Annotated in this window: 26 protein-coding genes and 1 tRNA gene; 8 read left to right on the forward strand and 19 right to left on the reverse strand. The window is 61.2% G+C overall.

Annotation, left to right across the window (positions count from 1 at the left end; all coding sequences use genetic code 11):
- Positions 1 to 15: 15 nt before the first annotated feature.
- On the reverse strand, positions 16 to 675 hold the full coding sequence (gene ftsE / locus HGP16_RS10935) for a cell division ATP-binding protein FtsE (protein ID WP_168840014.1): 660 nt from the start codon (positions 673 to 675) through the stop codon (positions 16 to 18).
- 210 nt (positions 676 to 885) lie between these two features.
- Here ftsE and HGP16_RS10940 point away from each other — a divergent pair, with 210 nt between their 5' ends.
- The 3 genes from HGP16_RS10940 to HGP16_RS10950 all read left to right on the forward strand — a co-directional run bounded on the left by HGP16_RS10940 (position 886) and on the right by HGP16_RS10950 (position 2,704).
- A complete protein-coding gene (locus HGP16_RS10940; RefSeq protein ID WP_168840015.1) occupies positions 886 to 1,551 on the forward strand; it encodes a hypothetical protein in 666 nt (221 codons plus the stop codon).
- 85 nt (positions 1,552 to 1,636) lie between these two features.
- Positions 1,637 to 2,185, forward strand: a complete 549-nt coding sequence (gene hpt / locus HGP16_RS10945; RefSeq protein WP_168840016.1) for a hypoxanthine phosphoribosyltransferase — start codon at positions 1,637 to 1,639, stop codon at positions 2,183 to 2,185.
- Between the two features lie 159 nt (positions 2,186 to 2,344).
- Positions 2,345 to 2,704 carry a response regulator gene (locus HGP16_RS10950; RefSeq protein ID WP_069612925.1) on the forward strand — a complete coding sequence of 120 codons (360 nt, stop codon included), beginning with the start codon at positions 2,345 to 2,347 and terminating at the stop codon, positions 2,702 to 2,704.
- Positions 2,705 to 2,777: 73 nt separating this feature from the next.
- On the opposite strand, the gene HGP16_RS10955 is transcribed toward HGP16_RS10950, so the two are convergent.
- The 4 genes from HGP16_RS10955 to argH form a co-directional block, all read right to left on the reverse strand.
- A complete protein-coding gene (locus tag HGP16_RS10955; RefSeq protein WP_168840017.1) occupies positions 2,778 to 5,576 on the reverse strand; it encodes a TIGR02302 family protein in 2,799 nt (932 codons plus the stop codon).
- A gap of 354 nt (positions 5,577 to 5,930) precedes the next feature.
- A complete protein-coding gene (lysA, locus tag HGP16_RS10960; RefSeq protein ID WP_168840018.1) occupies positions 5,931 to 7,202 on the reverse strand; it encodes a diaminopimelate decarboxylase in 1,272 nt (423 codons plus the stop codon).
- A gap of 13 nt (positions 7,203 to 7,215) precedes the next feature.
- Entirely contained in the window at positions 7,216 to 7,410 is a 195-nt protein-coding gene (lptM, locus tag HGP16_RS10965; RefSeq protein WP_149635830.1) for an LPS translocon maturation chaperone LptM, read from the reverse strand.
- Between the two features lie 211 nt (positions 7,411 to 7,621).
- Positions 7,622 to 9,022, reverse strand: coding sequence for an argininosuccinate lyase (gene argH / locus HGP16_RS10970; protein WP_168840019.1), 1,401 nt, complete (start codon positions 9,020 to 9,022; stop codon positions 7,622 to 7,624).
- A gap of 23 nt (positions 9,023 to 9,045) precedes the next feature.
- Between argH and tlpA the strand changes: the two genes are divergently transcribed.
- Entirely contained in the window at positions 9,046 to 9,711 is a 666-nt protein-coding gene (tlpA, locus tag HGP16_RS10975; protein ID WP_168840020.1) for a thiol:disulfide interchange protein TlpA, read from the forward strand.
- 220 nt (positions 9,712 to 9,931) lie between these two features.
- On the opposite strand, the gene HGP16_RS10980 is transcribed toward tlpA, so the two are convergent.
- From HGP16_RS10980 to HGP16_RS11005, 6 genes are all read right to left on the reverse strand, one after another.
- Positions 9,932 to 10,810, reverse strand: coding sequence for a 3-hydroxybutyryl-CoA dehydrogenase (locus HGP16_RS10980; RefSeq protein ID WP_168840021.1), 879 nt, complete (start codon positions 10,808 to 10,810; stop codon positions 9,932 to 9,934).
- Positions 10,811 to 10,958: 148 nt separating this feature from the next.
- Entirely contained in the window at positions 10,959 to 11,888 is a 930-nt protein-coding gene (locus tag HGP16_RS10985; protein ID WP_168840022.1) for an electron transfer flavoprotein subunit alpha/FixB family protein, read from the reverse strand.
- A gap of 24 nt (positions 11,889 to 11,912) precedes the next feature.
- Complete coding sequence (locus HGP16_RS10990; protein ID WP_168840023.1) at positions 11,913 to 12,662, reverse strand: electron transfer flavoprotein subunit beta/FixA family protein; 750 nt, start codon at positions 12,660 to 12,662, stop codon at positions 11,913 to 11,915.
- A 194-nt stretch (positions 12,663 to 12,856) separates the two neighbouring features.
- Positions 12,857 to 13,435 carry a cob(I)yrinic acid a,c-diamide adenosyltransferase gene (locus tag HGP16_RS10995; RefSeq protein WP_168840024.1) on the reverse strand — a complete coding sequence of 193 codons (579 nt, stop codon included), beginning with the start codon at positions 13,433 to 13,435 and terminating at the stop codon, positions 12,857 to 12,859.
- A 13-nt stretch (positions 13,436 to 13,448) separates the two neighbouring features.
- Positions 13,449 to 13,652, reverse strand: a complete 204-nt coding sequence (locus HGP16_RS11000) for a twin transmembrane helix small protein (RefSeq protein WP_168840025.1) — start codon at positions 13,650 to 13,652, stop codon at positions 13,449 to 13,451.
- A gap of 124 nt (positions 13,653 to 13,776) precedes the next feature.
- Complete coding sequence (locus HGP16_RS11005; RefSeq protein WP_168840026.1) at positions 13,777 to 14,610, reverse strand: SDR family oxidoreductase; 834 nt, start codon at positions 14,608 to 14,610, stop codon at positions 13,777 to 13,779.
- 112 nt (positions 14,611 to 14,722) lie between these two features.
- Between HGP16_RS11005 and HGP16_RS11010 the strand changes: the two genes are divergently transcribed.
- Complete coding sequence (locus HGP16_RS11010; RefSeq protein WP_168840027.1) at positions 14,723 to 15,697, forward strand: YihY/virulence factor BrkB family protein; 975 nt, start codon at positions 14,723 to 14,725, stop codon at positions 15,695 to 15,697.
- Here HGP16_RS11010 and gluQRS read toward each other — a convergent pair.
- Positions 15,662 to 16,543 (reverse strand): tRNA glutamyl-Q(34) synthetase GluQRS, encoded by an 882-nt coding sequence (gene gluQRS, locus HGP16_RS11015; protein ID WP_168840028.1) that lies wholly within the window; start codon positions 16,541 to 16,543, stop codon positions 15,662 to 15,664. The two genes, HGP16_RS11010 and gluQRS, sit on opposite strands and share 36 nt — an antisense overlap.
- 43 nt (positions 16,544 to 16,586) lie before the next feature.
- Here gluQRS and HGP16_RS11020 point away from each other — a divergent pair, with 43 nt between their 5' ends.
- Both HGP16_RS11020 and HGP16_RS11025 read left to right on the forward strand, forming a co-directional pair.
- Entirely contained in the window at positions 16,587 to 17,231 is a 645-nt protein-coding gene (locus tag HGP16_RS11020; RefSeq protein WP_168840029.1) for a DNA-3-methyladenine glycosylase family protein, read from the forward strand.
- Between the two features lie 110 nt (positions 17,232 to 17,341).
- Positions 17,342 to 17,899: an HNH endonuclease gene (locus tag HGP16_RS11025; protein ID WP_168840030.1), complete on the forward strand. Its 558-nt coding sequence runs from the start codon at positions 17,342 to 17,344 to the stop codon at positions 17,897 to 17,899.
- Between the two features lie 64 nt (positions 17,900 to 17,963).
- On the opposite strand, the gene HGP16_RS11030 is transcribed toward HGP16_RS11025, so the two are convergent.
- The 5 genes from HGP16_RS11030 to HGP16_RS11050 all read right to left on the reverse strand — a co-directional run bounded on the left by HGP16_RS11030 (position 17,964) and on the right by HGP16_RS11050 (position 21,866).
- Complete coding sequence (locus HGP16_RS11030; RefSeq protein WP_168840031.1) at positions 17,964 to 18,476, reverse strand: disulfide bond formation protein B; 513 nt, start codon at positions 18,474 to 18,476, stop codon at positions 17,964 to 17,966.
- Between the two features lie 18 nt (positions 18,477 to 18,494).
- On the reverse strand, positions 18,495 to 19,088 hold the full coding sequence (locus tag HGP16_RS11035) for a YqaA family protein (RefSeq protein ID WP_168840032.1): 594 nt from the start codon (positions 19,086 to 19,088) through the stop codon (positions 18,495 to 18,497).
- Positions 19,089 to 19,243: 155 nt separating this feature from the next.
- Positions 19,244 to 19,591: a hypothetical protein gene (locus HGP16_RS11040; RefSeq protein WP_246703310.1), complete on the reverse strand. Its 348-nt coding sequence runs from the start codon at positions 19,589 to 19,591 to the stop codon at positions 19,244 to 19,246.
- Between the two features lie 741 nt (positions 19,592 to 20,332).
- A tRNA-Leu gene (locus tag HGP16_RS11045) sits at positions 20,333 to 20,417 on the reverse strand.
- A gap of 150 nt (positions 20,418 to 20,567) precedes the next feature.
- Positions 20,568 to 21,866 (reverse strand): MFS transporter, encoded by a 1,299-nt coding sequence (locus HGP16_RS11050; RefSeq protein ID WP_168840033.1) that lies wholly within the window; start codon positions 21,864 to 21,866, stop codon positions 20,568 to 20,570.
- A gap of 236 nt (positions 21,867 to 22,102) precedes the next feature.
- Between HGP16_RS11050 and HGP16_RS11055 the strand changes: the two genes are divergently transcribed.
- On the forward strand, positions 22,103 to 22,690 hold the full coding sequence (locus HGP16_RS11055) for a TetR/AcrR family transcriptional regulator (protein ID WP_168840034.1): 588 nt from the start codon (positions 22,103 to 22,105) through the stop codon (positions 22,688 to 22,690).
- A gap of 1 nt (position 22,691) precedes the next feature.
- On the opposite strand, the gene HGP16_RS11060 is transcribed toward HGP16_RS11055, so the two are convergent.
- Entirely contained in the window at positions 22,692 to 23,486 is a 795-nt protein-coding gene (locus HGP16_RS11060) for a class I SAM-dependent methyltransferase (RefSeq protein WP_168840035.1), read from the reverse strand.
- Positions 23,487 to 23,824: 338 nt separating this feature from the next.
- A complete protein-coding gene (locus HGP16_RS11065; RefSeq protein WP_168840036.1) occupies positions 23,825 to 24,805 on the reverse strand; it encodes an aldo/keto reductase in 981 nt (326 codons plus the stop codon).
- Positions 24,806 to 24,976: the final 171 nt, after the last annotated feature.

Raw genomic sequence — 24,976 nt, forward strand, 5'->3', positions numbered from 1 at the left:
CTACGGGGAGCGGGCTCAGTCATAGATATCGAGATGCCCCCCCGATAGGATCATGCGCCTGGCCTCGATCTGATCCATCAGGGCGAGATCGTGCGTGGCAATGACGACGGCGGTGCCGAGGCGGTTAAGCTCCAGAAACAGGTTGAGCAGGCGGCGCGCCATCGGCGGGTCGACATTGCCCGTGGGTTCGTCGGCGAGCAGGATTTCCGGGCGGTCGATGAGGGCGCGCGCGATCGCTGCGCGCTGTTTCTCACCGCCCGACAGAACCGGCGGCAGCACATTGATGCGCTCGCCCAAGCCGACCCATTTCAGCAGTTCCAATACGTCGGTGCGATAGGAGCTTTCATCCTTGCCGCGCACGCGCAGGGGCAGGGCGACGTTTTCATAGGTTGTGAGATGTTCCAGCAGCCGGAAATCCTGAAAGACGATACCGACACGACGGCGCAGCAGCGGCAATTCACTGCGCGGGATCGAGGAAATCTCCCGGTCGAACATGCGGATCAGGCCACGCGTCGGCTGCAGCGACATGAAGAGCAGCCGCAGCAGGGTCGTCTTGCCGGCGCCGGAGGGGCCGGTCAGGAACTGGAACGATTTCTTCGGTATGTCGAAGCTCAGGTCGCGGAGGATTTCCGGACCCATGCCGTAGCGCAAACCGACGTTCTCAAAGTGAATCAACGGGCAGTCCAGTCTTCCGCAGGGTTCAATCAGGCGACTTGTTAACCAACGGCGTTAACAGCCGGTAAACTTTTCTGGAAAGGCGCCCTATTCATGGCGATCTTTGCGAAGCATTAACCATTAAAATTTACGACTGGGCCGGATTCGTTTCAATGCCCAGATTGGTAATGGGCGTCGAAACCATGTGGATCACCGCAAAGGGAGGTCATCATGGGCGCTTTTCGCTACCGTCAACAGCAGGCGGGGATGGTTTATGACCTCATTCCGCCCGAACGCGGATCGGGATCCGGCCAGGCGCATCGCTTCATGCCGAAGCCCGATATCGTCGATGCCGAATTCGTGACCGTCTCCGGCGCGCGCGGGAAAGCCGCATCGGGCGTCAACATGCGCTATGGCGGCCGTTCGCAAACGCGGCCACAGCCAGCGACCCGCAAGAATGCTCTCTCGCGCATCCTATCCGTCCTGCGTGGCGCGGAAGAGGTCCTGCAGCAAGCGTCGCGTCGCAGTTTCATGGCGCTCATCGTCTCTCTCGCCATATTGATCTTCGGCCTTTCAGGCGGTTTTTCGGGTCTGTCCGGTGCGGCCGCCGAGGGAGTGGCCGAACCGCTTCAATTCTCGCATGTGACATTGACGCCGCGTGACGAGAACGGGCTGCAGGTGCTGAAATTGAACGGCATCATCGAAAATGCCAGCGGCGCCACGCTTTCGGTACCGCAGGTGCGTGCCGATCTTTTCGCCGGCGATCAGCTGGTCAGGAGCATCGTCGTGGATACGCCGATCGATCGTCTCGGACCGCATGAAAGCCACGGATTTTCGACGCGATTGCAGCATCCCGGTGGAAAAACGCCGGATGTTCGGCTTTCCTTCATGCCTTAGGGGGTGTGTCGGGCCTGCTGATTGTGCTACGGGCTAAGGCTTGATCGGCGGCCGAGGGCCGCGCAGCCATGGAGCATGCCAAGCAATGCCTGTCGTACGCGGGAAGAATATCGAGCCGCTTTTCACTGCTGAGCAGATTGCCGAGCGCAATCATGCCATGGCGAAGGAAATTGCCAGCGGGCCGACGAAAGATCTCCTCGTTATCGCCATCCTCAAAGGTTCGTTCATCTTCGCGGCGGACCTGCTGCGCGCACTGCACGACACGGGACTGGCACCGGAAGTGGAATTCATCACCCTTTCGAGCTACGGCGCCGGCACGGTTTCCCAAGGTGTGCGCATCGTCAAGGATATCGACAGCGATGTTAAGGACCGCGACGTCCTGCTGATCGACGATATTCTGGAATCGGGCCGTACGCTGCGTTTTGCCAAGGAGCTGCTCTACGAGCGCGGTGCCCGCAACGTCACTCTGGCGGTCTTGCTCGACAAGACCGTCAAGCGGCAGGAAGAGCTGGAAGCCGATTATGTCGGCTTCGAATGCCCCGATTATTTCGTCGTCGGCTACGGCATGGATGTCGCCTACGCTTTTCGCGAACTGCCCTTTGTGGGCGTCGTCACAGGCGACGCCGAGGCCTGATTCCAAGTTAATGCAGGCGGCGCGTCCGCCTGTCCCATTCTGCTCCGGCGATGACGACTCATTAACCACGGAGCCCGATCGCCTATCCGTCGTTTACCTATCGCAAACGGAATTCTGGTGATTTCGGTCGCGGAACATGACGGACCAGGAGCACGGACCATGGCAAAAATTCTGATCACGGAAGACGAAGACTCGCTTCGCACCTTCGTCGCCCGCGCGTTGCGCTTGGACGGTCACGAGACCGAGGAGGCGGCTGACGGCGCGGAAGGTTTGGAGAAACTGAAGCAGGGCGGCTATGACCTCCTGCTGTCGGATATCCGCATGCCCGTGATGGACGGCATCGAGCTTGCGCATCAGGCGCATTCGACCTGCCCGGGCATGAAGATCCTGCTGATGACCGGCTATGCCGAGCAGCGCGAGCGTGCCGACGACCTCATGGAAAAGATCGTCGACGTGGTCGCCAAGCCCTTTGCGTTGCCGGATATTCGTAAGGCGGTTGCGCGCGCACTGGCTGCCTGAAGATCACCGCTGGCCAGCGCAAAGGGTTTGTGCTGACTTTCTCCTGGCCATTGCGGATGGACCCGAAATGGCCCTACTGCCCGAGGTTCAGCAGCCGCTCCAGATAGCGCCGCTCTTCGCTCAAGGACGGATTGTTGCTCAGCCGCTCGCGAATGGCATCGAGAATTTCGCGGGCGCGCTGGGCATCGATGATCTTCGGCACCATGTTTTCATTTGCGCTATCCATGAAGCCGCCGGTATCGCGCGATCTGCCAAGCGGATCGCGGCCATTCTGATTGCCCTGGCCCATTTGTCCGGGCATCTGCCCTTGACCCTGGCCTTGCCCCTGTTGCTGCATCTGCGCCATCAGCTGGTTCATCATCTCGCGCGTGCCCTTGCGCAAGGCGTCGAGCGCGCGCCCCTGGCCCTGCACGGCGCCTTCGCCATTGCCTTCAGAAAGCCGGCCTGACGCGCCCTTCATCTCCTGCTGCGCCTTGCCGTAATTCTGGTTCGGCTTCATGCCCAGCGAGCCCAGGTCTTTCTGCAGCTCGCCGAGCTGCTTGCCGAGATCGTCCTGCTGCTTGCGCAGTTCTTTCAACGCGTCGCGCAGCTGATCGGCCGTCATGCCTTCGGTTGGGTCGTTGCCCTTCTGACCTTGCTGATTTTGGCCTTGCTGATTTTGGCCCTGCTGATTCTGGCCTTGCTGCTGATCCTGCTGGTCCTGGTTGCGCTGACCCATATCCGGGCGCATCCGATCGTTGAGGCCGGGCAGCGGCTGGTCCATGAAGCCGTCGCCATCCTCGTTGGGATCGCCGCGTTGCATGCGGTCGCGCATGGCCTGATCGAACTTGAAGGTCTGATCCATCAGCTTCTGCTGGTCGCGCATGATGCGGCCGAGCTTGTCCATCTGCTCGCGCATCTTGTCGTTGGCTTCGCCTTGCTGTTGCTGTTGCCCGCGCTGCGGCCGTCCGGCCTGGAGGCTGTTCATCAGCTGCTGCAGCTCCGAGAGCATCTGCTGCGCGGCCTGGCGATTGCCGGAGCGGGCCAGATTCTCGATCTGATCCATCATCCGCTGCAGGTCCTGCTGGCGCAGGATATTGGCGGAGCGTTGGTTGGGCTGCGCCGGCATGTTGCGCATGCGCTCGGCAAGCTCCTTCATATAGGCGTCCATCGCCTTGCGAAGCTCGTCGGTCAGCTTCTTGATCTCTGCGTCGGAGGCATTGCGCTGCAGGGCATCGGAAAGCTTCTGCTGGGCGTCGCGCAGGGCCTTCTCCGCATCGGTCAGCTGCGCGTCCTCCATGCCGAGCGCGATCTGCCAGAGATAGTCGGCCGTATCCTTCAAGGACGCTTCGCCGCTTGCGAGCTTCATGCGCGTCAAAGCGGATTTGATCGCAAGATAATTGCCGAGATCGGGAATCGCTTCTTCAGGCCGGATAGTCAGCGATTTGTTGAGCTCGATCGCCTCCGGCATCTTGCGGGTATCGAGCGCGAAGACCTGGCGCTCTTCCGCCACGGCCGCGGCAAGCGGCTGGCTGAAATTGCGTGACGGCAGCACCATCTCGTAGGGTGGGCTGCGGCCGGTCTGGCCCCCACCGTCCTTGGCAACCAAAGTGATGCGGACGCGCTTGCCGGCGAGCGGATCCTGCGTCAGATCATGGCTTGCCAGAGCCTTGCCGTTGCGGCGGTCGCGACGCGGAAGCTCCAGCTTGTATTCCGGCGGGCCGTAAAGTGGAGTTGCCGCGGGATCGGATTCGACCGGCACGATCTCCGCGTGGGCTTCCTCGACGCCGTAGTCGTCCTTGACCCTGAAGCCGAGCTCCAATGCGCCGTTGGCCGTTGCGTGCGGGATGCCGTCGAACGTGATTTCCGGTGGCTTGTCGACCACGACGTTGAACGACCAGGACTTGCCGTTAACCGTCAGCTCGCCGTCTTTTTCAAGCTTGAGGACATGGGTGCGGGCAATCATTCCATCCGCAGTGGGGGTATTGGCCGCGGCGGGCGTATTGGTATTGCCGCTGGCTGCCGGTTGCGCCGCTGGGATTGCTGGCAGTTTGGCACCCGCCGGGCCTTGCTTGTCGGCATCGGCGGACTGTTCGGGAATTTCGGCGCCCTTGTCGCTGCCGGCTGACCGGAACAGCACCTTTTCATCCGCCGACGCGCCCGTCACACGCACCGTGAGCTCGGAAAATTGCGGCACGTTCAAGCTATTGCCGGTATTGGCGACATTGCCGGTCAGATAAACAGGCGCTTCGCCCGTATAATAGGGCGGGGTAACCCAGGCATCGACGCGAACATCCGGATTGCTCGATGTGGAAGGAGACGCCGTGAAGGCGTCGCCCAGCGAGCCGCCGCTGTTGGACATGGAAAAGCTGAAGGCCGTCACCAGCAGCAATGCCGGGATGGCGCGCAATGCAAAGCGGTCGTAACGGGCGATATCCGGCCGGGGCAGACCGGCATCCAATGCGGCGATGCGTTCCGCCATGCGGGTCTGGTGCTCGCGCCAGAGCGCACGCGCAAAGGGGGTGTCGAGCGCCGGCTCATCCTCCTGCACCGTGACGGGCTGGTGGGCGAGGCCGTTGCGTTCTTCCAGCAGGCGGTCGGCTTCGGTGGTATTCGGCCAGCGCAGGCGCCTCAGCGGATAAAGAGATACGGCGAAGCCGACGGCAAAGACGGCAAGCATCAGGAAGCGGAGAATATCCGGCGCAATGCGGAAAATGCCGAACCAGGCGGCGGACAGGAACAGGGCAAGAGTGGATGCCGGCAGCAGGAGCCGCGGCAGCAGTTGCTCCGAAACCAGCACGATCCGAGCAAAGAGACGCTTGACCGCGACCATGCGCGCCAGCGCCGGGCGGGTGGCGAAAGCGCCCTTCTTAGGGTTGCTGGGACTGGTCATCGGTCCGGTCTTCTCCCGATCTGACGTTGATGGCTAGAGCATGATGCCGAAAAGTGTGATCGGTTTTCGGGCGACATCATGCTCTACTTCTTTGATCCTAGAGCAGATTCAGATTTTGGGTCCAACAGACCTAAAATCATCCGGCTCTAGTAGCCCTTTGGCGATGGCGTGGCGTCCCACACGCCCGCGCGGCGCCCGGCAGACGCCAATCAATCAAAGATAACATTCTTTGTGGCGAAGACGAGGGCAATGGGCTCGAAAGGCTGTTTTTTCATCGAACTTCGCTGAAACGTGATCGATCGGGCAGGACGGATATTTGGGTTATCCTGCCCGAAATTCATGAATCGAAACCGATTATCCCTCGAGCCAAGCGGGGATCGAATCCAGGCCGATCAGCTCCTCATAGGTTCCACGCGGGCGGACGACATGGAATTCATTGCCCTTGACCAGCACTTCCGGAACCAGAAGCCGGCTGTTGTAGGTGCCGGCCTGCACGGCGCCGTAGGCGCCGGCGGAACCGATGGCGAGGAGATCGCCGGGCTTGGGCTGCGCCATGTCGCGGTCGAGCGCCAGATAATCGCCCGTTTCGCAGACCGGGCCGACGACATCGGCCTTGATGCGCGCGGTATCGGCGGCGGCGATCGCAACCGGCCGGATCTCGTGATAGGCCTCGTAGAGCGTCGGGCGGATCAGGTCGTTCATCGCGCCGTCGACAATGACGAAGCTCTTGCTGCCGCCATCCTTCACGTAGATGACTTCCGTCACCAGTATGCCGGCATTGCCGACGATCAGGCGACCGGGTTCGGTGACGATCCTGCAGTTGAGGCCGCGCAGCTGGTTCTTGACGATCTGGGCATAGGCATCGGGCAGGGGCGGAGGATTGTTGTCGTCGCGGTAGGGAATGCCGAGGCCGCCGCCGATATCGACATGGTGAATGGCGTGGCCGTCGCCGCGCAACGTTTCCACGAGATCGCGCAGCAGCTTGAAGGCGTCGTCGAAGGGCTGCAGCTCGGTGATCTGGCTGCCGATATGCATGTCGATGCCGGTAGCATTGATACCAGGCAGGCTGGCGGCGCGGTCATAGACAGTGCGGGCGCGCTCCCAGGAAATGCCGAACTTGTTTTCCTTCTTGCCGGTCGAAATCTTCGCATGCGTGCGGGCATCGACATCCGGATTGATGCGGAAGGAAACGGGCGCCACCTTGCCAGTGCGGACGGCGCGCTGGTTCAGCACTTCCAGTTCCGGCTCGGATTCGACGTTGAAGCAGTAGATGCCGGCTTCGAGCGCGACGTCCATTTCCTGCGCCGTCTTGCCGACGCCGGAGAACATGATGCGGCTTGCCGGAATTCCCGCGGCGAGCGCGCGGCGCAGCTCGCCGACGGAGACGACGTCGACGCCGGCGCCCAGCCGGCCGAGCGTCTTCAGCACCGCCTGGTTGGAATTGGCCTTCACGGCATAGCACACCATGGCATCGACATCGCCGAAGGCTTCCGCGAAGACGCGATAATGGCGCTCCAGGGTGGCCGTCGAATAGACGTAGAAGGGCGTGCCGACCGCCTTGGCGATCTCGGGAACCGGAACATCCTCGGCGTAGAGGATGCCGTCGCGATACTGAAAATGGTTCACGGTCGCTGCCTAATCAGAGAAGCGGATCGAGGAGGAACTTCTTGTCTTCGGCGCCTGGCTCCTTTGTCGGCTTGGAGACGTCACCGCCTTTGGTCGCATGAGCACTCGGAGGATCGAGAGGGCCTTTGCGGCCACATCCGACGACGGCAAGGCCGACGACCGAAAGCACGACGGTCAGGCGGATGATGTGCGGCATGTTGATCTGCATCGAAATCCTCTTGGGCGACTAGCGCATGATGCCGAAAAGTGTGAGCGGTTTTCGGACAACATCATGCTCTATTTCTTTGGTTTTAAAGCCGGATGATTTTCGGTCGAAACGACCGAAAATCATCCGGCTCAAGCGCGAAAGTCACTCTTCTTAGCGAAGTTTCCTGCGCTTGTGCACCCCGATTGTGTAAGTCCCGTTTTCGTCAGTCTTTTCAGTTGCGGGCGCGCCAGAAGGCGATCTGCTTGCGCACCTCCGAAGGTGCCGTGCCGCCGAAGCTCTTGCGACTGGCAACGGAGGCTTCGACCGTCAGAACATCGAAGATCTTGTCGGTGATATCAGGGTGAATCGCCTGCAGATCCTGCAGCGACAATTCCGCCAGCTCGCATGATTTGCTTTCGGCAAGCGCCACGGCGCGTCCCGTCACGTGATGGGCGTCGCGGAACGGCAGGCCCGCCTCGCGCACCAGCCAGTCGGCAAGGTCGGTGGCGGTGGAATAACCGGAGCCGGCGGCGGCCTTCATGCGGGCGGTGTTGATCGTCATATCGCGCATCATGCCGGTCATGGCGGCAATCGCCAGTTCCAGGCTTTCGGCGGCGTCGAACACCTGTTCCTTGTCTTCCTGCATGTCCTTGGAATAGGCGAGCGGCAGGCCCTTCATGATCGTCAGCAGCGCCACCAGCGAGCCGTTGATGCGGCCGGTCTTGGCGCGAACGAGCTCGGCCGCATCCGGGTTCTTCTTCTGCGGCATGATGGAGGAGCCGGTGGAGAAGGCGTCGGACAGGCGCACGAAGCCGAATTGCGGCGTCGACCAGATGACGATCTCTTCGGCCAGCCGCGACAGATGCATGCCGGCGATGGCGGCGATCGACAGGAATTCAAGGGCGAAATCGCGGTCGGAGACGGTGTCGATCGAATTGCGCGTCGGCTCGCGGAAGCCGAGCGCCTTGGCCGTCATGTGGCGGTCGATCGGGAAGCCGGTGCCGGCAAGGGCTGCGGCGCCGATCGGCGATTCGTCCATGTGCTCGATGGCATGGCGCACGCGCGAGCGGTCGCGGCCGAACATCTCGACATAGGCCATGCAATGGTGGCCGAAGGTGACGGGCTGCGCCGTCTGCAGATGCGTGAAGCCGGGCATGACGCTGTCGGCATGTTCCTCGGCCCGGTCGAGGAAGGCAGAGATCAGCTCGGTCAGCGCCTGCTCGCATTTCTGCAGCTCTTCCTTGACCCAGAGGCGAAAATCGAGCGCGACCTGGTCGTTGCGCGAGCGGGCCGTATGAAGACGTCCGGCAGCCGGGCCGATCAGGGTCGCAAGCCGCGCCTCGACGTTCATGTGGATGTCTTCGAGGCGGCGGGAGAACTCGAAATTGCCGCTCTCGATCTCTGACAGGATCGTGTTCAGGCCGTGAACGATCTTGTCTTTATCCTCGGCTGAAATGATGCCTTGATGGGCGAGCATGCCGGCATGCGCGATTGAGCCGCGGATATCCTGTGCAAACAGCTTCTTGTCGAAATCGATCGAGGCATTTATCTCCTCCATGATCGCCGCGGGGCCGGAAGCGAAACGCCCGCCCCACATCTGGTTGGAGGATTTGGTGTCCGTGCCGTCAGTCATGAGATGCCCACCTGGAGAATGTAATGACAGCAAAGAAGCCGTTCGGTCTGCCGTCCATGAAACTCGTTCTGCTCGCCGCCGTCGCTGGGGTTATTGCCGGCGCGGCAGCGGTATACGTGAAGGAGGCGGGGTATGGCAATGGCGTTGGTGAAACGGCCTCGGCCGATCAATGCGGGTCGGCAAGGGATCGCGCTGCAGCATTGACACCCTTCACCAAGGGCCAGGTCGCCGCCATGAGCGTGCCGCCGGCGCCGATCTCGCTGAAGGATGTCTCCTTCAAGGGCGCCGAGGGCCAGCCGCTGTCGATCGGCAATTTCTCGGGCAAGACGGTGCTGCTGAACGTCTGGGCAACGTGGTGCGTCCCGTGCCGAGAGGAAATGCCGGCGCTGAACGCGCTCGAAAAGAGCGTCGGCAACGACAAGTTCGAGGTGGTTGCCATCAACATCGACACGGGCGACGAGGAAAAAACGAAGGCTTTCCGCGCCGAATATGCCATCGACAAGCTCGGCTACTACCGGGACAACACCATGGGCGTGTTCAATGTACTGAAGAAGCAGGGTCTCGCCTTCGGCCTGCCGGTGACGCTTCTGATCGACGACAAGGGCTGCCTGCTGTCAGCCATGAACGGGCCGGCCGCCTGGGATAGTGATGATGCGAAGAAGCTGGTGAAGGCGGCTGCCGGGATTTGAGTGGTTTGGGTGTTCTATCACCCGCCCTCGCCCTTCGAGGGTCGCTTGCGCACCCACCTCAGGGTGAGGACTAATCTATTGCGTTCGCTGCAACTTCCGCCATTTTCGCCACATCTGTTCAGTGGTCGCCGGGCAATTTCGTTCCGCCCCATGGTGAGGCGCGGAGCCCGAAGGCCGGAGCCTCGAGCCAGGAGGGTCGGCCCCGAGGCTGCCGAGAGGCTTACCGGGTCGGGACCGGCACTTCGCCGCGATAATCGTAGAAGCCGCGACCGGATTTGCGGCCGAGCCAGCCGGCTTCGACGTATTTTACCAAGAGCGGGCAGGGACGATACTTGGAATCGGCGAGCCCGTCATGCAGCACCTGCATGATTGACAGGCAGGTATCGAGGCCGATGAAATCGGCAAGCTGCAGCGGTCCCATCGGATGGTTGGCGCCGAGCCGCATGGCGGTGTCGATGGCATCGACGGTGCCCACGCCTTCATAGAGCGTGTAAATCGCCTCGTTGATCATCGGCAGCAGGATGCGGTTGACGATGAAGGCGGGGAAGTCCTCGGCGACGGTGATCGTCTTTTCCAGCGAGGTGACGTAATCCTTGGCGGTGGAGAAGGTCGATTCGTCGGTGGCGATGCCGCGCACCAGCTCCACCAGCTTCATCACCGGAACCGGGTTCATGAAGTGAATGCCCATGAAGCGTTCGGGACGGTCGGTGGCGGAAGCGAGGCGGGTGATCGACAGCGACGACGTGTTGGTGGCCAGCAGCGCCTCCGGCTTCAGGACGGGACACACCTGCGCATAGATCTTGCGCTTGACGCTTTCGTCTTCCGTGGCGGCTTCGATGGCGAGATCGACCTGAGCAAGATCGTTCAGATCGGAAGAGCCAGTGATGCGCGCAAGAGCTGCCTTGCGTTCCTCGTCGGTCGTCTTGCCGGAGGAGACCTGGCGCGCGAGGTTGCCGTTGATGGTGGCAAGCCCGCTTTCGATGCGATCCTGCGCCAAATCGTAGATATGGACCTTGTAGCCGGCCATGGCGGATACATGGGCGATGCCGCAGCCCATCTGGCCCGCGCCGATAATACCGATCGTCTTCAGCGAACTCATTGCCAACTCCCCGGCGGCGCGCTCTTGGCGGTGCGCTATGCTCTTAACCACAAATTTGCCGGGCGATTTCTAGCCCGGCAAAGATTGATAGACCTATAAGAGACGATTTTCCAGTCTCTCGCAACTGCGAGAAAATCAATCGGCGCGATCACAGCGCCTTTTCGAGTTCCGGCAGCGCTTCGAAGAGGTCAGCGACGAGGCCGTAATCTGCGATCTGGAAGATCGGGGCTTCCTCGTCCTTATTGATCGCGACGATGACCTTACTGTCCTTCATGCCGGCCAGATGCTGGATGGCGCCTGAAATGCCGCAGGCGATATAGAGCTGCGGCGCCACCACCTTGCCGGTCTGCCCCACTTGCCAGTCGTTCGGCGCATAGCCGGCATCGACGGCGGCACGCGATGCGCCGACGGCGGCACCGAGCTTGTCGGCGACGGGAAGGATCACTTCCTTGAACTTCTCCGCCGAGCCGAGTGCACGGCCACCGGAGATGATGATCTTGGCAGAGGTCAGCTCCGGACGATCCGAAGAAGACAGCGCATCACCGACGAAGGAGGACAGCGCCGGATCGGCGGCAGCCGAGACCGTCTCTATCGCAGCCGAACCGCCTTCGGAGGCGGAAGCGAACGAGGCCGTGCGCACGGTGATCACCTTCTTCGCATCGGTCGATTGCACCGTCTGGATGGCATTGCCGGCATAGATCGGCCGCTTGAAGGTGTCGGCCGAGACGACTTCGATGATCTCAGAGACCTGGGCGACATCGAGCAGGGCTGCAACGCGCGGCAGCACGTTCTTGCCGACAGAAGTGGCGGCACCGATGATGGTGTCGTAAGAACCGGCCAGCGATACGATCAGCGCCGAAAGCGGTTCGGCGAGATTGTTGGCAAGGCTTGCGTCCTCGGCCACCAGCACCTTGGAGACGCCGGCAAGCTTGGCAGCCTGCTCAGCGGCAGCTTTTGCACCCGTACCCGCGACGAGCACATGGACGTCGCCGCCAATCTTGGTGGCAGCCGTCAGCGCCTTGGCGGTCTGGTCGGAGAGGTGGGCATTGTCGTGATCAGCCAGAAGAAGAATGGCCATGATGAAGTTCTCCCTTTCCTATCCTCAGAGCACGCCGGCTTCGGTTTTCAGCTTTTCGATCAGCTCGGCAACCGACTTGACCTTGACGCCCGCCTTGCGGCCGCCAGGCTCTTCGGTCTTCAGGACCTTCAGCCGCGGCTCGGTCGACACGCCGAAATCGGCCGGGCTCTTCTTGTCGAGCGGCTTCTTCTTGGCCTTCATGATGTTCGGCAGTGAGGCATAGCGCGGCTCGTTCAAGCGCAGGTCGGTGGTAACCACAGCCGGGAGCTTGACCTCGATCGTCTGCAGGCCGCCATCGACTTCGCGGGTGACCTGTGCCTTGCCGTCGCTCATCTCGATCTTCGAGGCAAAGGTTGCCTGGGCCGTGCCGAGCAAGGCCGCCAGCATCTGGCCGGTCTGGTTCGAATCGTCATCGATCGCCTGCTTGCCGACGATGATCAGGCCCGGCTGTTCGGCTTCCGCGACACCCTTCAGGATCTTCGCCACCGCCAGCGGCTCGACTTGATCGTCTGTCTCGACCAGGATGGCGCGATCCGCGCCCATGGCAAGCGCGGTGCGCAGCGTCTCCTCGGCCTTGGCAGGTCCGATCGATACGACCACGACTTCCTCGGCCTTGCCGGCTTCCTTCAGCCGTAGCGCCTCTTCGACCGAGATCTCGTCGAACGGGTTCATCGACATCTTCACGTTCGATAGCTCAACGCCGGAACCATCCGGCTTCACGCGAATCTTGACGTTGTAGTCAACGACCCGCTTAACGGGAACGAGAATCTTCATGGAATCCTTCCTTCAACATGACCGCCCGAGAACATGCGCTGTTCAGCGCCATTCCATTTGTCGAATGGCGACATGGATACGCGTTTTTCCCCCAATTACAACGCTTCCGGGCCGCCGAGCGACGAATTGCTTTAGAGGCATAAATAACGTTTACGTCAACGTCAATATGGACCTCCGGTGATTGGTTGGCGCCGCTATCGGTTCTTGCCGGGAACCCAGAGCACATCGGCGCGGCCGCGATCATTGGCATGCCGCGCGGCGACGAAGAGAAAGTCGGAAAGGCGATTGACATATTTCAGCGCCGTCGGGCTGACGCGTTCGCCTTGCTCACGCGACAGCGCCACCATGAGGCGCTCGGCACGCCTGGCAATCGTGCGGGCGAGGTGCAGATGGGCGGAGGTGGGGCTGCCGGCCGGCAGAACGAAGGATCTCAACGGCTCGAGATCGGCATTGAGCAGGTCGATATCGCGCTCGAGGCGTTCGACCTGATGGTCGATAATGCGCAGGGGCTCATAGGCGGGCGGTTCGTCGGTTTCAGGCGTGGAAAGATCGGCGCCGAGATCGAAGAGATCATTCTGGATGCGCATCAGCATGGCGTCGAGATCGGGCAGCTCAATAGTATGCAGCCGGGCGACGCCGATGGCGGAATTGGTTTCGTCGACGGTGCCGTAGCTTTCGACGCGCAGGTCGTGCTTCAGCCGCCTCGGGCCGGCGACGAGGCCCGTGGTGCCGTCATCGCCGGTCTTGGTGTAGATCTTGTTGAGCTTGACCATCGTGTTCCTGTCGTCAGGCCGGGCGGCCGCCGCCGGTCAGCCAGAGGGTCAGCATGATCAGAATGACCGCGACTGCCTGCAGCAGAACACGCAATTGCATCAGCCGGTTCGAAAGGTTCGGATTGTCGCCTTTCATCATGTTCCACAGGCCGCGAACGAGAACGATCGCGACAAGCCCCATGACAATGATGGCGGCGATATAGGTAACGGTCGACATGGCTCCTCCATCCTTGTCTTCAGAGCGGTTCAGACTTTCCGGGAATCTCTGAGCCTCTCAGTCTCATCGATTCCCAACGCAATTCCCGAATGGAAAACTGCTGCGCACTTTTCCTGGGATTGCTCTAGTCCAGCCGGCGCATCAGACGATAGAAAAGGTTAGCCGGCAATAGCCTTTTCAAGAGGACGCCCTGCTTGGCGGGCGTCGTTACCAGATAATGTGGGCGCGGATCCCTCACATTCAAAGCCAATTTTAGCACATCATAGACCGCTTCGGGGCCCAATTTATGCTTGTTGATCGGGCCAGAGCCGTCCAGCCGCCTGAGTTGCCTGCGGTATTCCACCGCATGGGCGGACCCCTCAAGGTCGATATGTTCGCGGATCTTGGCGAGCGCATTGGCGGTGAAGCGCGTCGCGATCGGGCCTGGCTCGATGAGGCTCACATGGATGCCGCTGCCCTGCAGTTCCATCCTGAGCGTGATCGTCAGCCCTTCGAGCGCGAATTTCGAGGCTGTGTAGGCGCCGCGGAAGCGATAGGGGACCAGCCCGAGGATGGACGAGCAATTGACGATGCGGCCATGGCCTTGGCTGCGCATCAGCGGCAGGATTTGGCGTGTCAGTTCATGCCAGCCGAAGAAATTCGTCTCGAACTGTTCGCGCAGCACATCGGTCGTGAGGTCCTCGACGGCGCCCGGCTGTCCATAGGCACCATTGTTGAAAAGAGCATCGATGCGGTCGCCCGTGCGCTCCCTAACCGTCACAACCGCAGCGGAAATCGTCTCGGGGCTGCTATAATCGAGAAGAAGTGCTTCGATGCCGTCGGCTGCAAGCGGCGCGAGATCGGCTTCGTTGCGCACGGTCGCGAAAACGCGCCATCCATCATCGCGTAACGCCCGGGCGCAATGCGCGCCGATCCCGGAGGAGCAACCAGTCAGCAGGATGATGCGTTGTTCCGCCATGGAAAGATGATTCCTGTACAAACCGGAACTCGTTTCCCATATTCAGGGACCCGATACAATCGACAACCGGCGGTGTCGGTCGGGTGAAATGCCGACGTCAAGCGGAGATGGAATGCCGACAGCCCTGCGCACGATTTACAAGGTGATCTACGACGCAGTGTTCCATTTCGTCGAGGATGACGGGTTTGCCATGGCAAGCCATGTGGCGCTTTCAACGCTGCTGGCGGTTTTTCCTTTCCTGATCTTCGGCACGGCGCTGGCAAGCTTTCTAGGCGCCAGCCAGTTTTCGTCGACTGCGGTGCATCTGATCTTCGACACCTGGCCGGAGGCGATCGCCAAGCCGCTCGCCGATCAAGTGGTGCAGGTGCTGACCATTCCGCGCGGCGGCCTTTTGACGATCTCCGTGCTTGCCGCCGCCTATTTCGCCTCGAACGGTGTCGAGGCGCTGCGCATATCCCTTAACCGCGCCTATCGCGTCCTCGAAACCCGGCCCTGGTATTTCAATCGCCTCGCCAGTCTCGGCTATGTGCTGATAGCGGTATTGATCTTCGCGATCCTCAGCATCCTGCTCGTCGCCGTGCCGCTGGCGCTGAATTACACCCGGCAATGGCTGCCGCGGCTCGCCGATATTCTCGAGATCGTCTTCAGCTGGCGGATCTACGGGACGATCTTCCTGCTGCTCGCCGGCCTGATGATCCTGCATCTTTGGCTGGCGGCCGGCCACAGGCGGATCTTCGACGTCATTCCCGGCGTGCTGCTGACCTTGGTCTTCTGGTCGATCGGCGCGTTGCTTTTTGCCTATTATCTCTCGACCTTCGCCAATTACACCGCCACCTATGCCGGTCTGGCCTCGGTGATGATCGTGCTGATCTTCCTCTACATGCTGGCGGTGATCTTCATCATGGGGGCGGAGATCAATGCGGCGCTGATGAAGTTCCGCGTGCGGCGGCTGCTGTTCGGCAAGGTGGCGAGCCGCGCTGCCGTCGAGCTGCCGTCGGAAAAGATACGTTCCGAATCAGGGGCCGAACCAAAGGCCGAACCAGGAGCCAAATCAGCGGCCGATGCGGCGGCGAAGCTCCACCGGTGAGAGACCCCGCTGGCGCCATTCGGCAATGCCGGTATCGCCCATGCTCTTGGAAAGCTTTTTGCCATCGTTGCCGAGAAGGAGACGGTGATGGTGATAGAGCGGTTCCGGCAAGGCAAGCAGTCTCTGCAGCAGGCGATGGATCGAGGTGGCGTGGAAGAGATCGAGCCCGCGCACGACATGGGTGATGCCCTGCACGGCGTCGTCGACGACAACGGAAAGATGGTAGCTCGAGGGCGCATCGGAGCGCGACAGCACGACATCGCCCCAGACGGCGGGGTCGGCCGGAATGGTGCCTGTCTCACCGTCACCGCTTTCCTGCCAGTGAAGCGGTCCGCCCGCTGCGGCCAGCGCCTTTTCCATGTCGAGACGCCAGGCGTGCTTCCTGCCCGATGCCAGCAGGCGCTGCCGCTCGGTATCGCCGCGCTCGCGATCGTCGGGCGGATAGAGCGGCGTGCCGTCCGGATCACGCGGCCGGGAACTGCCCTCTGTTTCGAAGGCGGCGACCCGGGCCTTGACCTCGCCGCGCGTCAGGAAGGCGGGATAGACGAGGCCGCGCTCGATAAGCGTCTGCAAGGCCTCCTGATAGGCAGGAAAATGTTCGGACTGCCGGCGCACGGGCTCCTGCCAGCGCAGGCCGAGCCAGGAAAGATCAGCATAAATGGCGGCTTCGAAATCGGGTGTGCAGCGGGTCTGATCTATGTCTTCGATGCGCAGCAGGAAATCGCCGCCGGCTTCCGCCGCCATGTCGTGATTGAGAATGGCCGACAGCGCATGGCCGAGATGCAGGGGGCCGTTGGGGCTCGGGGCGAAACGGAATCTTGGCTTTTGACGGGGAATCTCGATCATGCTTTCTTCTGCCACGAATTTGAACCGGGGACTACGAGACGCCATGCAGATCATTCGCAACGAGCGCGACATCGAACGGGGGCTGGCTGCGCTATTGGAGCACGATCCGCGCCTGCGGCCCGTTGCCGCAGAGGCCGGCACCTTGCCCTTGCGGCTGCGCGAGCCGGGCTTCGAGGGGCTTGCCCATATCATCGTTTCACAGGTCGTCTCGCGCGCCAGCGCCGATGCGATCTGGGGGAAGATGATCGCCGGGATGGGGCAGGTGACCGCTAAGGGCTATGCCGGCCTGGAGCCGGAGACATGGCGAAGCTTCGGTCTGTCGCGAATCAAGCACGAGACGCTGGCGCGCGTGGCTGAGGCCGTTGCCGGCGGCAGCCTCGATCTGCATGCGCTCAGTGCCGAATCACCTGAAATGGCGTTGTCCGAGCTGACTTCGATCAAGGGAATCGGCCCCTGGACGGCTGAAGTTTACCTGATGTTCTGCGGCGGTCACGCAGATGTGTTTCCGGCCGGCGACGTGGCGCTGCAGGCGGCCGTCGGCATGGCTTTCGGCCATGAAGTCAGGCCCTTGGCCAAGGCCGTTGCCCGGGAAGCGGCGGTTTGGGCGCCCTGGCGCTCAGTCGCGGCCCGGCTTTTCTGGGCGTATTATGCCGTGAAAACGCGGCGGGATGCGCTGCCTATAGTTTAATCGGCCATCTCCCGAATTCGCCTCTTTGCACTGAATTTATTGGACTTCACAATCCTGTAACAACCGGCCTAATATACAGGTGCAGATGCCGAATCGATCAGGAGGGTTCCTTGACGATTGCAGTTTCCCCGCAGTCCTTGCCGGCGCTCGTGCTGAACGCCGACTACAGACCGCTGAGTTACTATCCCTTGTCGCTCTGGTCCTGGCAGGACGCGATCAAGGCGGTTTTCCTTGACCGTGTGAACATCATCGCTGAGTATGATCAGTGCGTGTCGTCACCGAGCTTCTCGATGCGGCTGCCGAGTGTCGTATGCCTGAAGACCTATGTGCAGCCGTCCCGCAATCCCGCCTTCACCCGCTTCAACGTCTTCCTGCGAGACCGGTTCGAATGCCAGTATTGCGGCTCCCATGACGACCTGACCTTCGACCACGTCATCCCGCGCGCCCATGGCGGCGAGACGACCTGGGAAAACGTGGTGGCCGCCTGCTCGCCGTGCAACCTGCGCAAGGGCAGCAAGCTGCCGAAGCAGGCCGCCATGTTCCCGGCGCAGAAGCCCTATCAGCCGACCGTGCAGGACCTGCACAACAACGGCCGGCTGTTCCCGCCGAACTACCTGCACGACAGCTGGCTCGACTATCTCTACTGGGATTCGGAACTGCAGCCGTAAGATTGTGTTTCTAGTCGAGCGAGCTTCGCTTTGCCGCTCGCTAGCCTGACGGGCCTCAGTTCAATCAACCCGCCTTCTTGGCACCCACAAAAGCAATTGCCGCCAGGATCACGCTGGCGATCACGTTCCAGCCGGCCATCGACAGGCCGAGGACGCGCAGTGCCGCTTCCGTGCAGGATGGGCCCTTGATGGTGTTCAGCTGGCCGAGCAGGTCGCCAGCATTCTGCGTGACGCTGGCAGCCGAGGTGGAGCAGGTGGTCGGGCCTTCCCAGAAGTGCCATTCGACGCCGGCGTGATAGACGCCGATACCGCCGCCGACCACCATCATCAGGCCGGCGATGATCAGCAGCCCGCGCGTGATCCAGGAGGGCAGGCCGGCGACCGCCGTCAAGACGGCGATAATGGCAACCGGGATGCCGTAATAATAGGGCTGGCGCTGCTCCAGGCAGAGCGCGCAGGGGATATAGCCGCCGATATATTGGGAGCCGAGCGCCGAGCCGATGACGACGATCATGCCGATCGTCAGCAATAGGCCATAGCCGAGGCCGGCGCGGGGGGAAGGCGAAGTCATGGACATGCGTTGAGGGCTCCTTGGTCAGCTCGCCAGGGCAAAATGGAAGATGCCATAGAGGGCGATGAGAATGGCGGCTGCGATCATGGTGATCTGGCCGAGGCGCTTCTCGATGAAATGACGGATGGATTCGCCATAGCGGCGCAGCAGGAAGGCCAGGAAGAAGAAGCGCGCGCCGCGCGCGACGATGGCCGAGACGATGAACAGGCCGAGATCGATATGGGCGACGCCGGAGAGGATCGTCACCACCTTGATCGGCGGCAGATGCGCCAGGCCCGACGTGACCAGCAGCAGGAGCACCCATTCATAGGTGATGCCGGCGCTCATCTGGTTGAAGGCGTCGAGCTTGCCGTAGAATTCGAGGATCGGCTTGGCGAGGGTCTCGAAGGCGTAATAGCCGAGCATCCAGCCGGCGATGCCGCCAAGCACAGAGGCAACCGTTGCCGTCAGCGCATAGCGCCAGGCGCGCTCGGGCTTGGCAAGCGACATCGGCAGGAAAAGCACGTCCGCCGGAACCAGAAAGATGGAGCTCTCGACGAAGGCGATAACGGCCAACCAGATTTCCGCCGATTTGCGGCCGGCAAGCGACATGGTCCAGTCGTAAAGTCTACGAAGCATGAAGGCCCCTTTTTGCTGCGTTGCAAACCTTTAGGGGGCAGGATTATGGCTGTAAATGGTCGGGGAGTGACGGAAGTGGCGGAAAGGCAAAATTTTTCGTGATGGTGTAGGGCTTTCGAAGCTGGGACTTCGCCCGCTGATCAGGTGCCAAGGCTCTAGCTGGTACAGGTCATCACGCCGTCTCTAACGATGTCAGCCCATTTAGTTCCAAGTGTTTCTTTCGCAGAAAGCGCATTTTGACCCCCAGGCTCACCGTTCTTAAACATATATACCGACAGCTTCTGATTATGACGGCCAGCGACGAACATAGGTCCAGGCTGATAGACGGTGTTGGCTTGGTAAAAACCGGTGTTGCCTGAGAAAGTCGCAGTGCCGGTCGTGGAGTAAGATCCCGGCATCTGAACCAGATGTGTCGTGTCCTGCCCCTGCTGACCGACTATTATATAGCGATCATAGCCTGCCTTGATTGTTTCGATCGCCGCTTGTTTTTCGGCGACCTTCATTGCGCCCTCATCTCCGCAAACCGGCGCGGCGCTCGTGCTTATGATTCCTTGTTTTGCGAAACTCGCATCGCACTGGAACGTGCGCAGCCCGCAGCGAGCAGGCAGAGGCCTACCGCGGCAACAATTTTAAACATGTTAATGACCCTCAAACTCTCTCGCGGTAGAGTTGATTGTGGTGCGTCTTAAGTCAACCAACATTTTGGCACTTGCGCATCGGCGCTGAAAATTGCTGAGAGAGCGTTTTTCTTGCAACGCAAGCGCCTATAGCAATTGCTGAGTGTTTGGAGTTTAGAGCTTTTAATGTGATGTAATTTCGTATTGTTTGTCTATCTTGCCCCAAATTCATTATGATTCTGCCGAGCGCCCAGACTGGTTATAGCGGCGTGCGGGACTGGTTTAGAAACCGGCGGTTCCGGAAGGATGCCAGTCTACGTGCGATCATCTACAACGACGTCTTCGAGCAGCATTTCAAACCGAATTTGCCTTCATCACAGGGTGAAGGGAAAGAGCTTTTTTGCGTCCGCACGGCTTTATGCCAGCCTATGAGCCGCTCACTTTCGATGAGTACAAAGGGTGGCTCGGCATGGACTTCGAATAACGCAATCTAGGGTGCGTAGGCATAAGAGCGCGACGCATTTGCTTAAAAGATTGGTAAAAATCGGCCGCCATCGAAAACAAAGATGGGTCCTTAAACTTATATGGAGCTAATATTGCAAAAAAGACAGTAATTTGCCTGTCTGATGGTGCCCCATGCCGGAGTCGAACCAGCACTTCTTTCGAAACTCGATTTTGAGTCGAGCGCGTCTACCAATTCCGCCAATGGGGCAACGGGGTACTGACGAGGCGGCTGTCTAGCATGTGACCGGCGGGGCGCGCAAGCCGGGGGCGGCAGATATTGCGAGTGTTTCCGCAGGGTTGCGGTTTGGCCCATGGCGTCGGTGGACGCCATGGGTTTTTTGCTCTTTTCGGGCTGGCTTTAGTGAGCCATCGCCGGGCCTTTGGTGGCGGAGCCGGACTTTTGCAGCGTGATCGCCAGGATCGCGGCGAGCAGGCAGAAGGCGCCGGCGACGAAGAAGGCGGGCAGGTAGGTGTTGAGCTCCGTGCGGGTGAGGCCGGCGCCATAAGCGGCGGTCGCCGCACCGAGCTGATGGCCGGCGAACACCCATCCGAAGACGAGGCCGGCCTTTTCGCGGCCGAAGCGGTCGGCGGCGATCTTGACGGTCGGCGGCACGGTGGCGATCCAGTCGAGGCCATAGAAGACGGCGAAGATCGACAGGCCGTAGAAGGTGAAGTTGCTGAAGGGCAGGTAGACCAGCGACAGGCCGCGCAGGCCGTAATACCAGAAGAGCAGCCAGCGATTGTCGAAACGGTCGGAGAGCCAGCCGGAGCCGATCGTGCCGAAGAAATCGAAGATGCCCATGACGGCGAGCACGCTGGCGGCCGCTACCGGCACGATGCCGAAATCGCCGCAGAGGGTGACGAAATGGGTCTGGATCAGGCCGTTGGTCGACAGGCCGCAGATGAAGAAGGTGGCAAACAGGATCCAGAAGGTCGAGGTCGTGGATACCTCGCGCAGAATCGACAGGGGCGAGGCGAGCGCGGCCTTCAGGTTCCTGGTGGCCGGCGGCGGCGGCGTGATGTGGATTTCGCCGACCAGCGGCAGGTTGACGTCCGAGGGGCGGTCGCGCATCAGGAGCAGCACGATGAGGGCGGCGACGACGATCATGCCGCAGACGAAGAGCACCGTGGTGCGCCAGCCATAGCGCGTCGTCAGTTCCGCCATCAGCGGCAGGAAGACGAGCTGTCCCGTCGCCGAGCTGGCGGACAGCATGCCGATGACGAGGCCGCGATGCTTGGTGAACCAGCGCGTCGAAACGGTTGCGGCGAGCACCATGGCTGTGAGACCGGTGCCGAAGCCGATGATGACGCCCCAGCACAAGAGCAGCTGCCAGACCTCGGTCATGAACAGCGAGCCGATGAAGCCGACGGTAATGGTCGCCAGCGCGAAGACGATGACCTTGCGCACGCCGAAATGGTTCATGAAGGCGGCGGCAAAGGGACCCATGAGGCCGAACAACAGCAGGCGGACGGCAAGCGCCGAAGAGATGGACGAGGTGCTCCAGCCGAACTCGTCCTCCAGCGGCTTGATGAGCACGCCGGGCGCGCCCATGGCGCCAGCCGTGACCAGCATGGTGAGGAAGGTGGCGCCGACGACGACCCATCCGTAATGGATGTTGCGCCGGGCGAGCGTCGAAGCAAGGGCAGTTGAGACCATGAGGGGCGTTCCAATAGGGTTGCGTGTCTTGGCGTCGGGATCGGGAGAGCTTGAGAAAACGCTCGATCGCGGACGGCCAGGGGTACCGTATCCGCTTCTAGCGCCATGCCGCTCTCTTGGCTTGAACGTTTGTGTAAAGGCATTTACATGATTTCTATCATATTTGTTGCGTATTGATGATGGTCATCATATAAATTGTCAATGCAGATTTATTGATGCTCTGATGGAGTTTTTTGATGAGAGTGAGCCGGGAGAAATTCGCCGAGAATCGCGAGAAGATCCTTGCCGTGGCGGGCGAGCTCTTTCGCGAGAAGGGTTTCGACGGCATCGGCGTCGCCGAGATCATGAAGGCGGCCGGGCTCACCCATGGCGGTTTCTACGGTCATTTCGATTCAAAGGACGAGCTCGCCTGCGAGGCGAGCAAGGCGCTGGTGGCGCGCTCGCTGGAACGCTGGAAGCAAGTGGCGGCAAGTTCGCCCGACCAGCCGCTGGAGGCCCTGCTTGCCCATTATCTCTCGCATCGCAACGTGGTCGGGCACGCGACCGGCTGCGTCTTCGCCGCGCTGACGCAGGAGGTCAGCCGCCATGGCCCTAAGATGCAGTCCACCTTCACCGGAGGGCTGATGGGGCTGGTCGAGGTGCTGGAAGAGATCGTTCCCGGCGAAACGCCGGAGGATCGCCGCCGTAGGGCTTTTGCCAGCCTCTCGGCCATGGTCGGCGCCGTCATCCTGGCGCGGGCGATGGACAATTCCGAACTGTCGCAGGAATTCCTGTCGGCGACCCGGCAGGAGCTGACGCCGCTGCCGGGTGGCGAAAAAAGTTGATCTAGTCCCGGAAGGCAAGCAGACCGTTCGCCTCGACGATTTCCTTGAACTTGCCGTCAGGCGCAACCGCAAGCAGTTCCGCGCGCAGGGCCGCTTCGAAATCGGCTGCCTTATCGCCGAGCGCCTGTGGCGAGCTCGACGACATCGAGAAGATGCGGCCGACGATCTCTTCGATATCCCTCGTATATTCCGAGACGATGCCGATGCGTTCGAGATTGCGGAAGGGGGAGGCGAGCAGCATGGCTTCATGCGGCGCCCATTCCTTGCCCCTGCGTATCTGCCGCTCAGCGCTGCGCTCGGGCGAATAGGTTTCCATCAACGGCTCAAGGATCCCGCGCCAATTCGGTTCCGCCGAGATGCCTTTATCGTGGAAGAGGACGACGGCGCCGCCGGGCTCGATCAGCTTATCGAGCGCTTCGAGGGTTGCGCGCCTGTCCATCCAGTGGAAGGAGCGGCCCATGATGCAGAGGTGCAGCTTACCGATGTCGTCGCCGAGATCATAGGAGGAGCCCTGACGGATGGCAACATCGACGCCGGCCTTCCTCGCGCCGGCCTCGACTTCGACGAGCATTTCCGGCTCCGGATCCATGGCGGTGACGGCCGCGCCCTGCAGCCGCGCAAACGCGATGCCGAGCTGGCCGGGGCCGCAGCCGAGATCCAGCACATGATCGCCGGGCTCCAGGCCGCTGCGCTCGGCAACGCGTTCAATCAGCCTGTCCGGATAGGGGATGCGATAACGCAGGTAATAAGCCGCGGTCGATTGAAAGCGCCGCGCTTCGAAGGGAACTGTGATCATGGATTGCTATCCTCGGGGGTAAGGAACCACGACCTGTTAAGCCTCAACTGTGACGGGTTCGTGAACTTCGCCACGAACCCCTTCTCCCCTCGGGGAGAAGGTGCCGACAGGCGGATGAGGGGGGCTCAAGAGCACGAAAATCCCCACATTCAAATTTGTAAGCCCCCTCATTCGATCCCCTGAGTTTGTCGAAGGGCGGGCCACCTTCCCGAGGGGAGAAGGAGCTTGCGGCACTGTCGAACCCCTCGCCCCGCATATGCGGGGAGAGGGTTGGGGTGAGGGGCCAGGCAGCCACGTGGGGCATCATTGGCCTCGTCTGACCAGTCCCGAATCCTCGATCACTTGAACCCGGCAACCCCGTGCGGGACGTAGGGGCTCTCCAGCGCCTCGATTTCCTCCGGCGTCAATTTGACCTCCAGGGCCGCGACGGCATCGGTGATGTGGCCGGGCTTGGAGGCGCCGACGATCGGCGCGGTGACGGCGCTCTTTTGTAGGATCCAGGCGGTCGCCACCTGCGCGCGCGGGATGCCGCGTGCCTTGGCGACAGTGCCGACGGCGTCGACGATCTTGCGGTCGGCTTCGAGCGCCTGCGTGTAGAGCGTCTTGCCGAATTCGTCGGATTGCGTGCGGGCCGTCGCTTCATCCCAATCGCGGGTCAGGCGGCCGCGGGCGAGCGGGCTCCACGGGATGACGGCGATCTTCTGGTCTTCGCAGAAGGGCAGCATCTCGCGCTCCTCCTCGCGGTAGAGCAGGTTCAGATGGTCCTGCATGCTGACGAACTCGGTCCAGCCGTTGAGGCGGGACGTGTAGATCGCCTTGGCGAATTGCCAGGCATACATGGAGGAGGCGCCGATGTAGCGGGCCTTGCCGGCTTTGACGACATCATGCAGCGCCTCCAGCGTCTCCTCGATCGGCGTCGTATAGTCCCAGCGATGGATCTGGTAGAGATCCACATAATCGGTGCCGAGGCGACGCAGGCTGTTGTCGATCTCGTCGAAGATCGCCTTCCGCGACAGGCCGGCGCCATTCGGGCCGGGGCGCATGCGGTTGAAGACCTTGGTGGCGAGCACGATGTCCTCTCGATGAGAGAAATCCTTGATGGCGCGGCCGACGATCTCCTCCGAGGAGCCGTTGGAATAGGTATTGGCCGTATCGAGGAAGTTGACGCCGGCCTCGATCGCCTGGCGCAGCAGCGGGCGACTATCCTCCTCCTTCAACGACCAGGCATGCGTACCCTTGTTGGGATCGCCATAGGTCATGCAACCCAGGCAGATGCGTGAAACCTCCAGACCAGTCCTGCCAAGCTTTACGTATTCCATCGATATTCTCCGTCCATTCGATTATCCGGCGCAAAAAGGCCCGCCGCCCCGTGGGCGGCGGAAAGCGTGCGTCACCAAATTAATCCGGCGGCCAGGTTGCCGCCGATCGGTGGGTCAGTTCGTGAAGAGCTTCGAAGTATTCTTCAATAAATAAGGCAAATCGTTTGGCAG

Origin of the sequence: Rhizobium sp. P40RR-XXII, from assembly GCF_012641405.1 — a bacterium.
Classification (GTDB): domain Bacteria; phylum Pseudomonadota; class Alphaproteobacteria; order Rhizobiales; family Rhizobiaceae; genus Rhizobium.

Excerpts from the sequence above, each read along its gene's own strand:
- HGP16_RS10940 (WP_168840015.1), top strand. The coding sequence starts at position 886 with ATGGGCGCTTTTCGCTACCGTCAACAGCAGGCGGGGATGGTTTATGAC.
- hpt (WP_168840016.1), top strand. The coding sequence starts at position 1,637 with ATGCCTGTCGTACGCGGGAAGAATATCGAGCCGCTTTTCACTGCTGAG.
- HGP16_RS10950 (WP_069612925.1), top strand. The coding sequence starts at position 2,345 with ATGGCAAAAATTCTGATCACGGAAGACGAAGACTCGCTTCGCACCTTC.
- HGP16_RS10955 (WP_168840017.1), bottom strand. The coding sequence starts at position 5,576 with ATGACCAGTCCCAGCAACCCTAAGAAGGGCGCTTTCGCCACCCGCCCG.
- lptM (WP_149635830.1), bottom strand. The coding sequence starts at position 7,410 with ATGCAGATCAACATGCCGCACATCATCCGCCTGACCGTCGTGCTTTCG.
- argH (WP_168840019.1), bottom strand. The coding sequence starts at position 9,022 with ATGACTGACGGCACGGACACCAAATCCTCCAACCAGATGTGGGGCGGG.
- tlpA (WP_168840020.1), top strand. The coding sequence starts at position 9,046 with ATGACAGCAAAGAAGCCGTTCGGTCTGCCGTCCATGAAACTCGTTCTG.
- HGP16_RS10980 (WP_168840021.1), bottom strand. The coding sequence starts at position 10,810 with ATGAGTTCGCTGAAGACGATCGGTATTATCGGCGCGGGCCAGATGGGC.
- HGP16_RS10985 (WP_168840022.1), bottom strand. The coding sequence starts at position 11,888 with ATGGCCATTCTTCTTCTGGCTGATCACGACAATGCCCACCTCTCCGAC.
- HGP16_RS10990 (WP_168840023.1), bottom strand. The coding sequence starts at position 12,662 with ATGAAGATTCTCGTTCCCGTTAAGCGGGTCGTTGACTACAACGTCAAG.
- HGP16_RS10995 (WP_168840024.1), bottom strand. The coding sequence starts at position 13,435 with ATGGTCAAGCTCAACAAGATCTACACCAAGACCGGCGATGACGGCACC.
- HGP16_RS11000 (WP_168840025.1), bottom strand. The coding sequence starts at position 13,652 with ATGTCGACCGTTACCTATATCGCCGCCATCATTGTCATGGGGCTTGTC.
- HGP16_RS11005 (WP_168840026.1), bottom strand. The coding sequence starts at position 14,610 with ATGGCGGAACAACGCATCATCCTGCTGACTGGTTGCTCCTCCGGGATC.
- HGP16_RS11010 (WP_168840027.1), top strand. The coding sequence starts at position 14,723 with ATGCCGACAGCCCTGCGCACGATTTACAAGGTGATCTACGACGCAGTG.
- gluQRS (WP_168840028.1), bottom strand. The coding sequence starts at position 16,543 with ATGATCGAGATTCCCCGTCAAAAGCCAAGATTCCGTTTCGCCCCGAGC.
- HGP16_RS11020 (WP_168840029.1), top strand. The coding sequence starts at position 16,587 with ATGCAGATCATTCGCAACGAGCGCGACATCGAACGGGGGCTGGCTGCG.
- HGP16_RS11030 (WP_168840031.1), bottom strand. The coding sequence starts at position 18,476 with ATGTCCATGACTTCGCCTTCCCCCCGCGCCGGCCTCGGCTATGGCCTA.
- HGP16_RS11035 (WP_168840032.1), bottom strand. The coding sequence starts at position 19,088 with ATGCTTCGTAGACTTTACGACTGGACCATGTCGCTTGCCGGCCGCAAA.
- HGP16_RS11040 (WP_246703310.1), bottom strand. The coding sequence starts at position 19,591 with ATGAAGGTCGCCGAAAAACAAGCGGCGATCGAAACAATCAAGGCAGGC.
- HGP16_RS11050 (WP_168840033.1), bottom strand. The coding sequence starts at position 21,866 with ATGGTCTCAACTGCCCTTGCTTCGACGCTCGCCCGGCGCAACATCCAT.
- HGP16_RS11055 (WP_168840034.1), top strand. The coding sequence starts at position 22,103 with ATGAGAGTGAGCCGGGAGAAATTCGCCGAGAATCGCGAGAAGATCCTT.
- HGP16_RS11060 (WP_168840035.1), bottom strand. The coding sequence starts at position 23,486 with ATGATCACAGTTCCCTTCGAAGCGCGGCGCTTTCAATCGACCGCGGCT.
- HGP16_RS11065 (WP_168840036.1), bottom strand. The coding sequence starts at position 24,805 with ATGGAATACGTAAAGCTTGGCAGGACTGGTCTGGAGGTTTCACGCATC.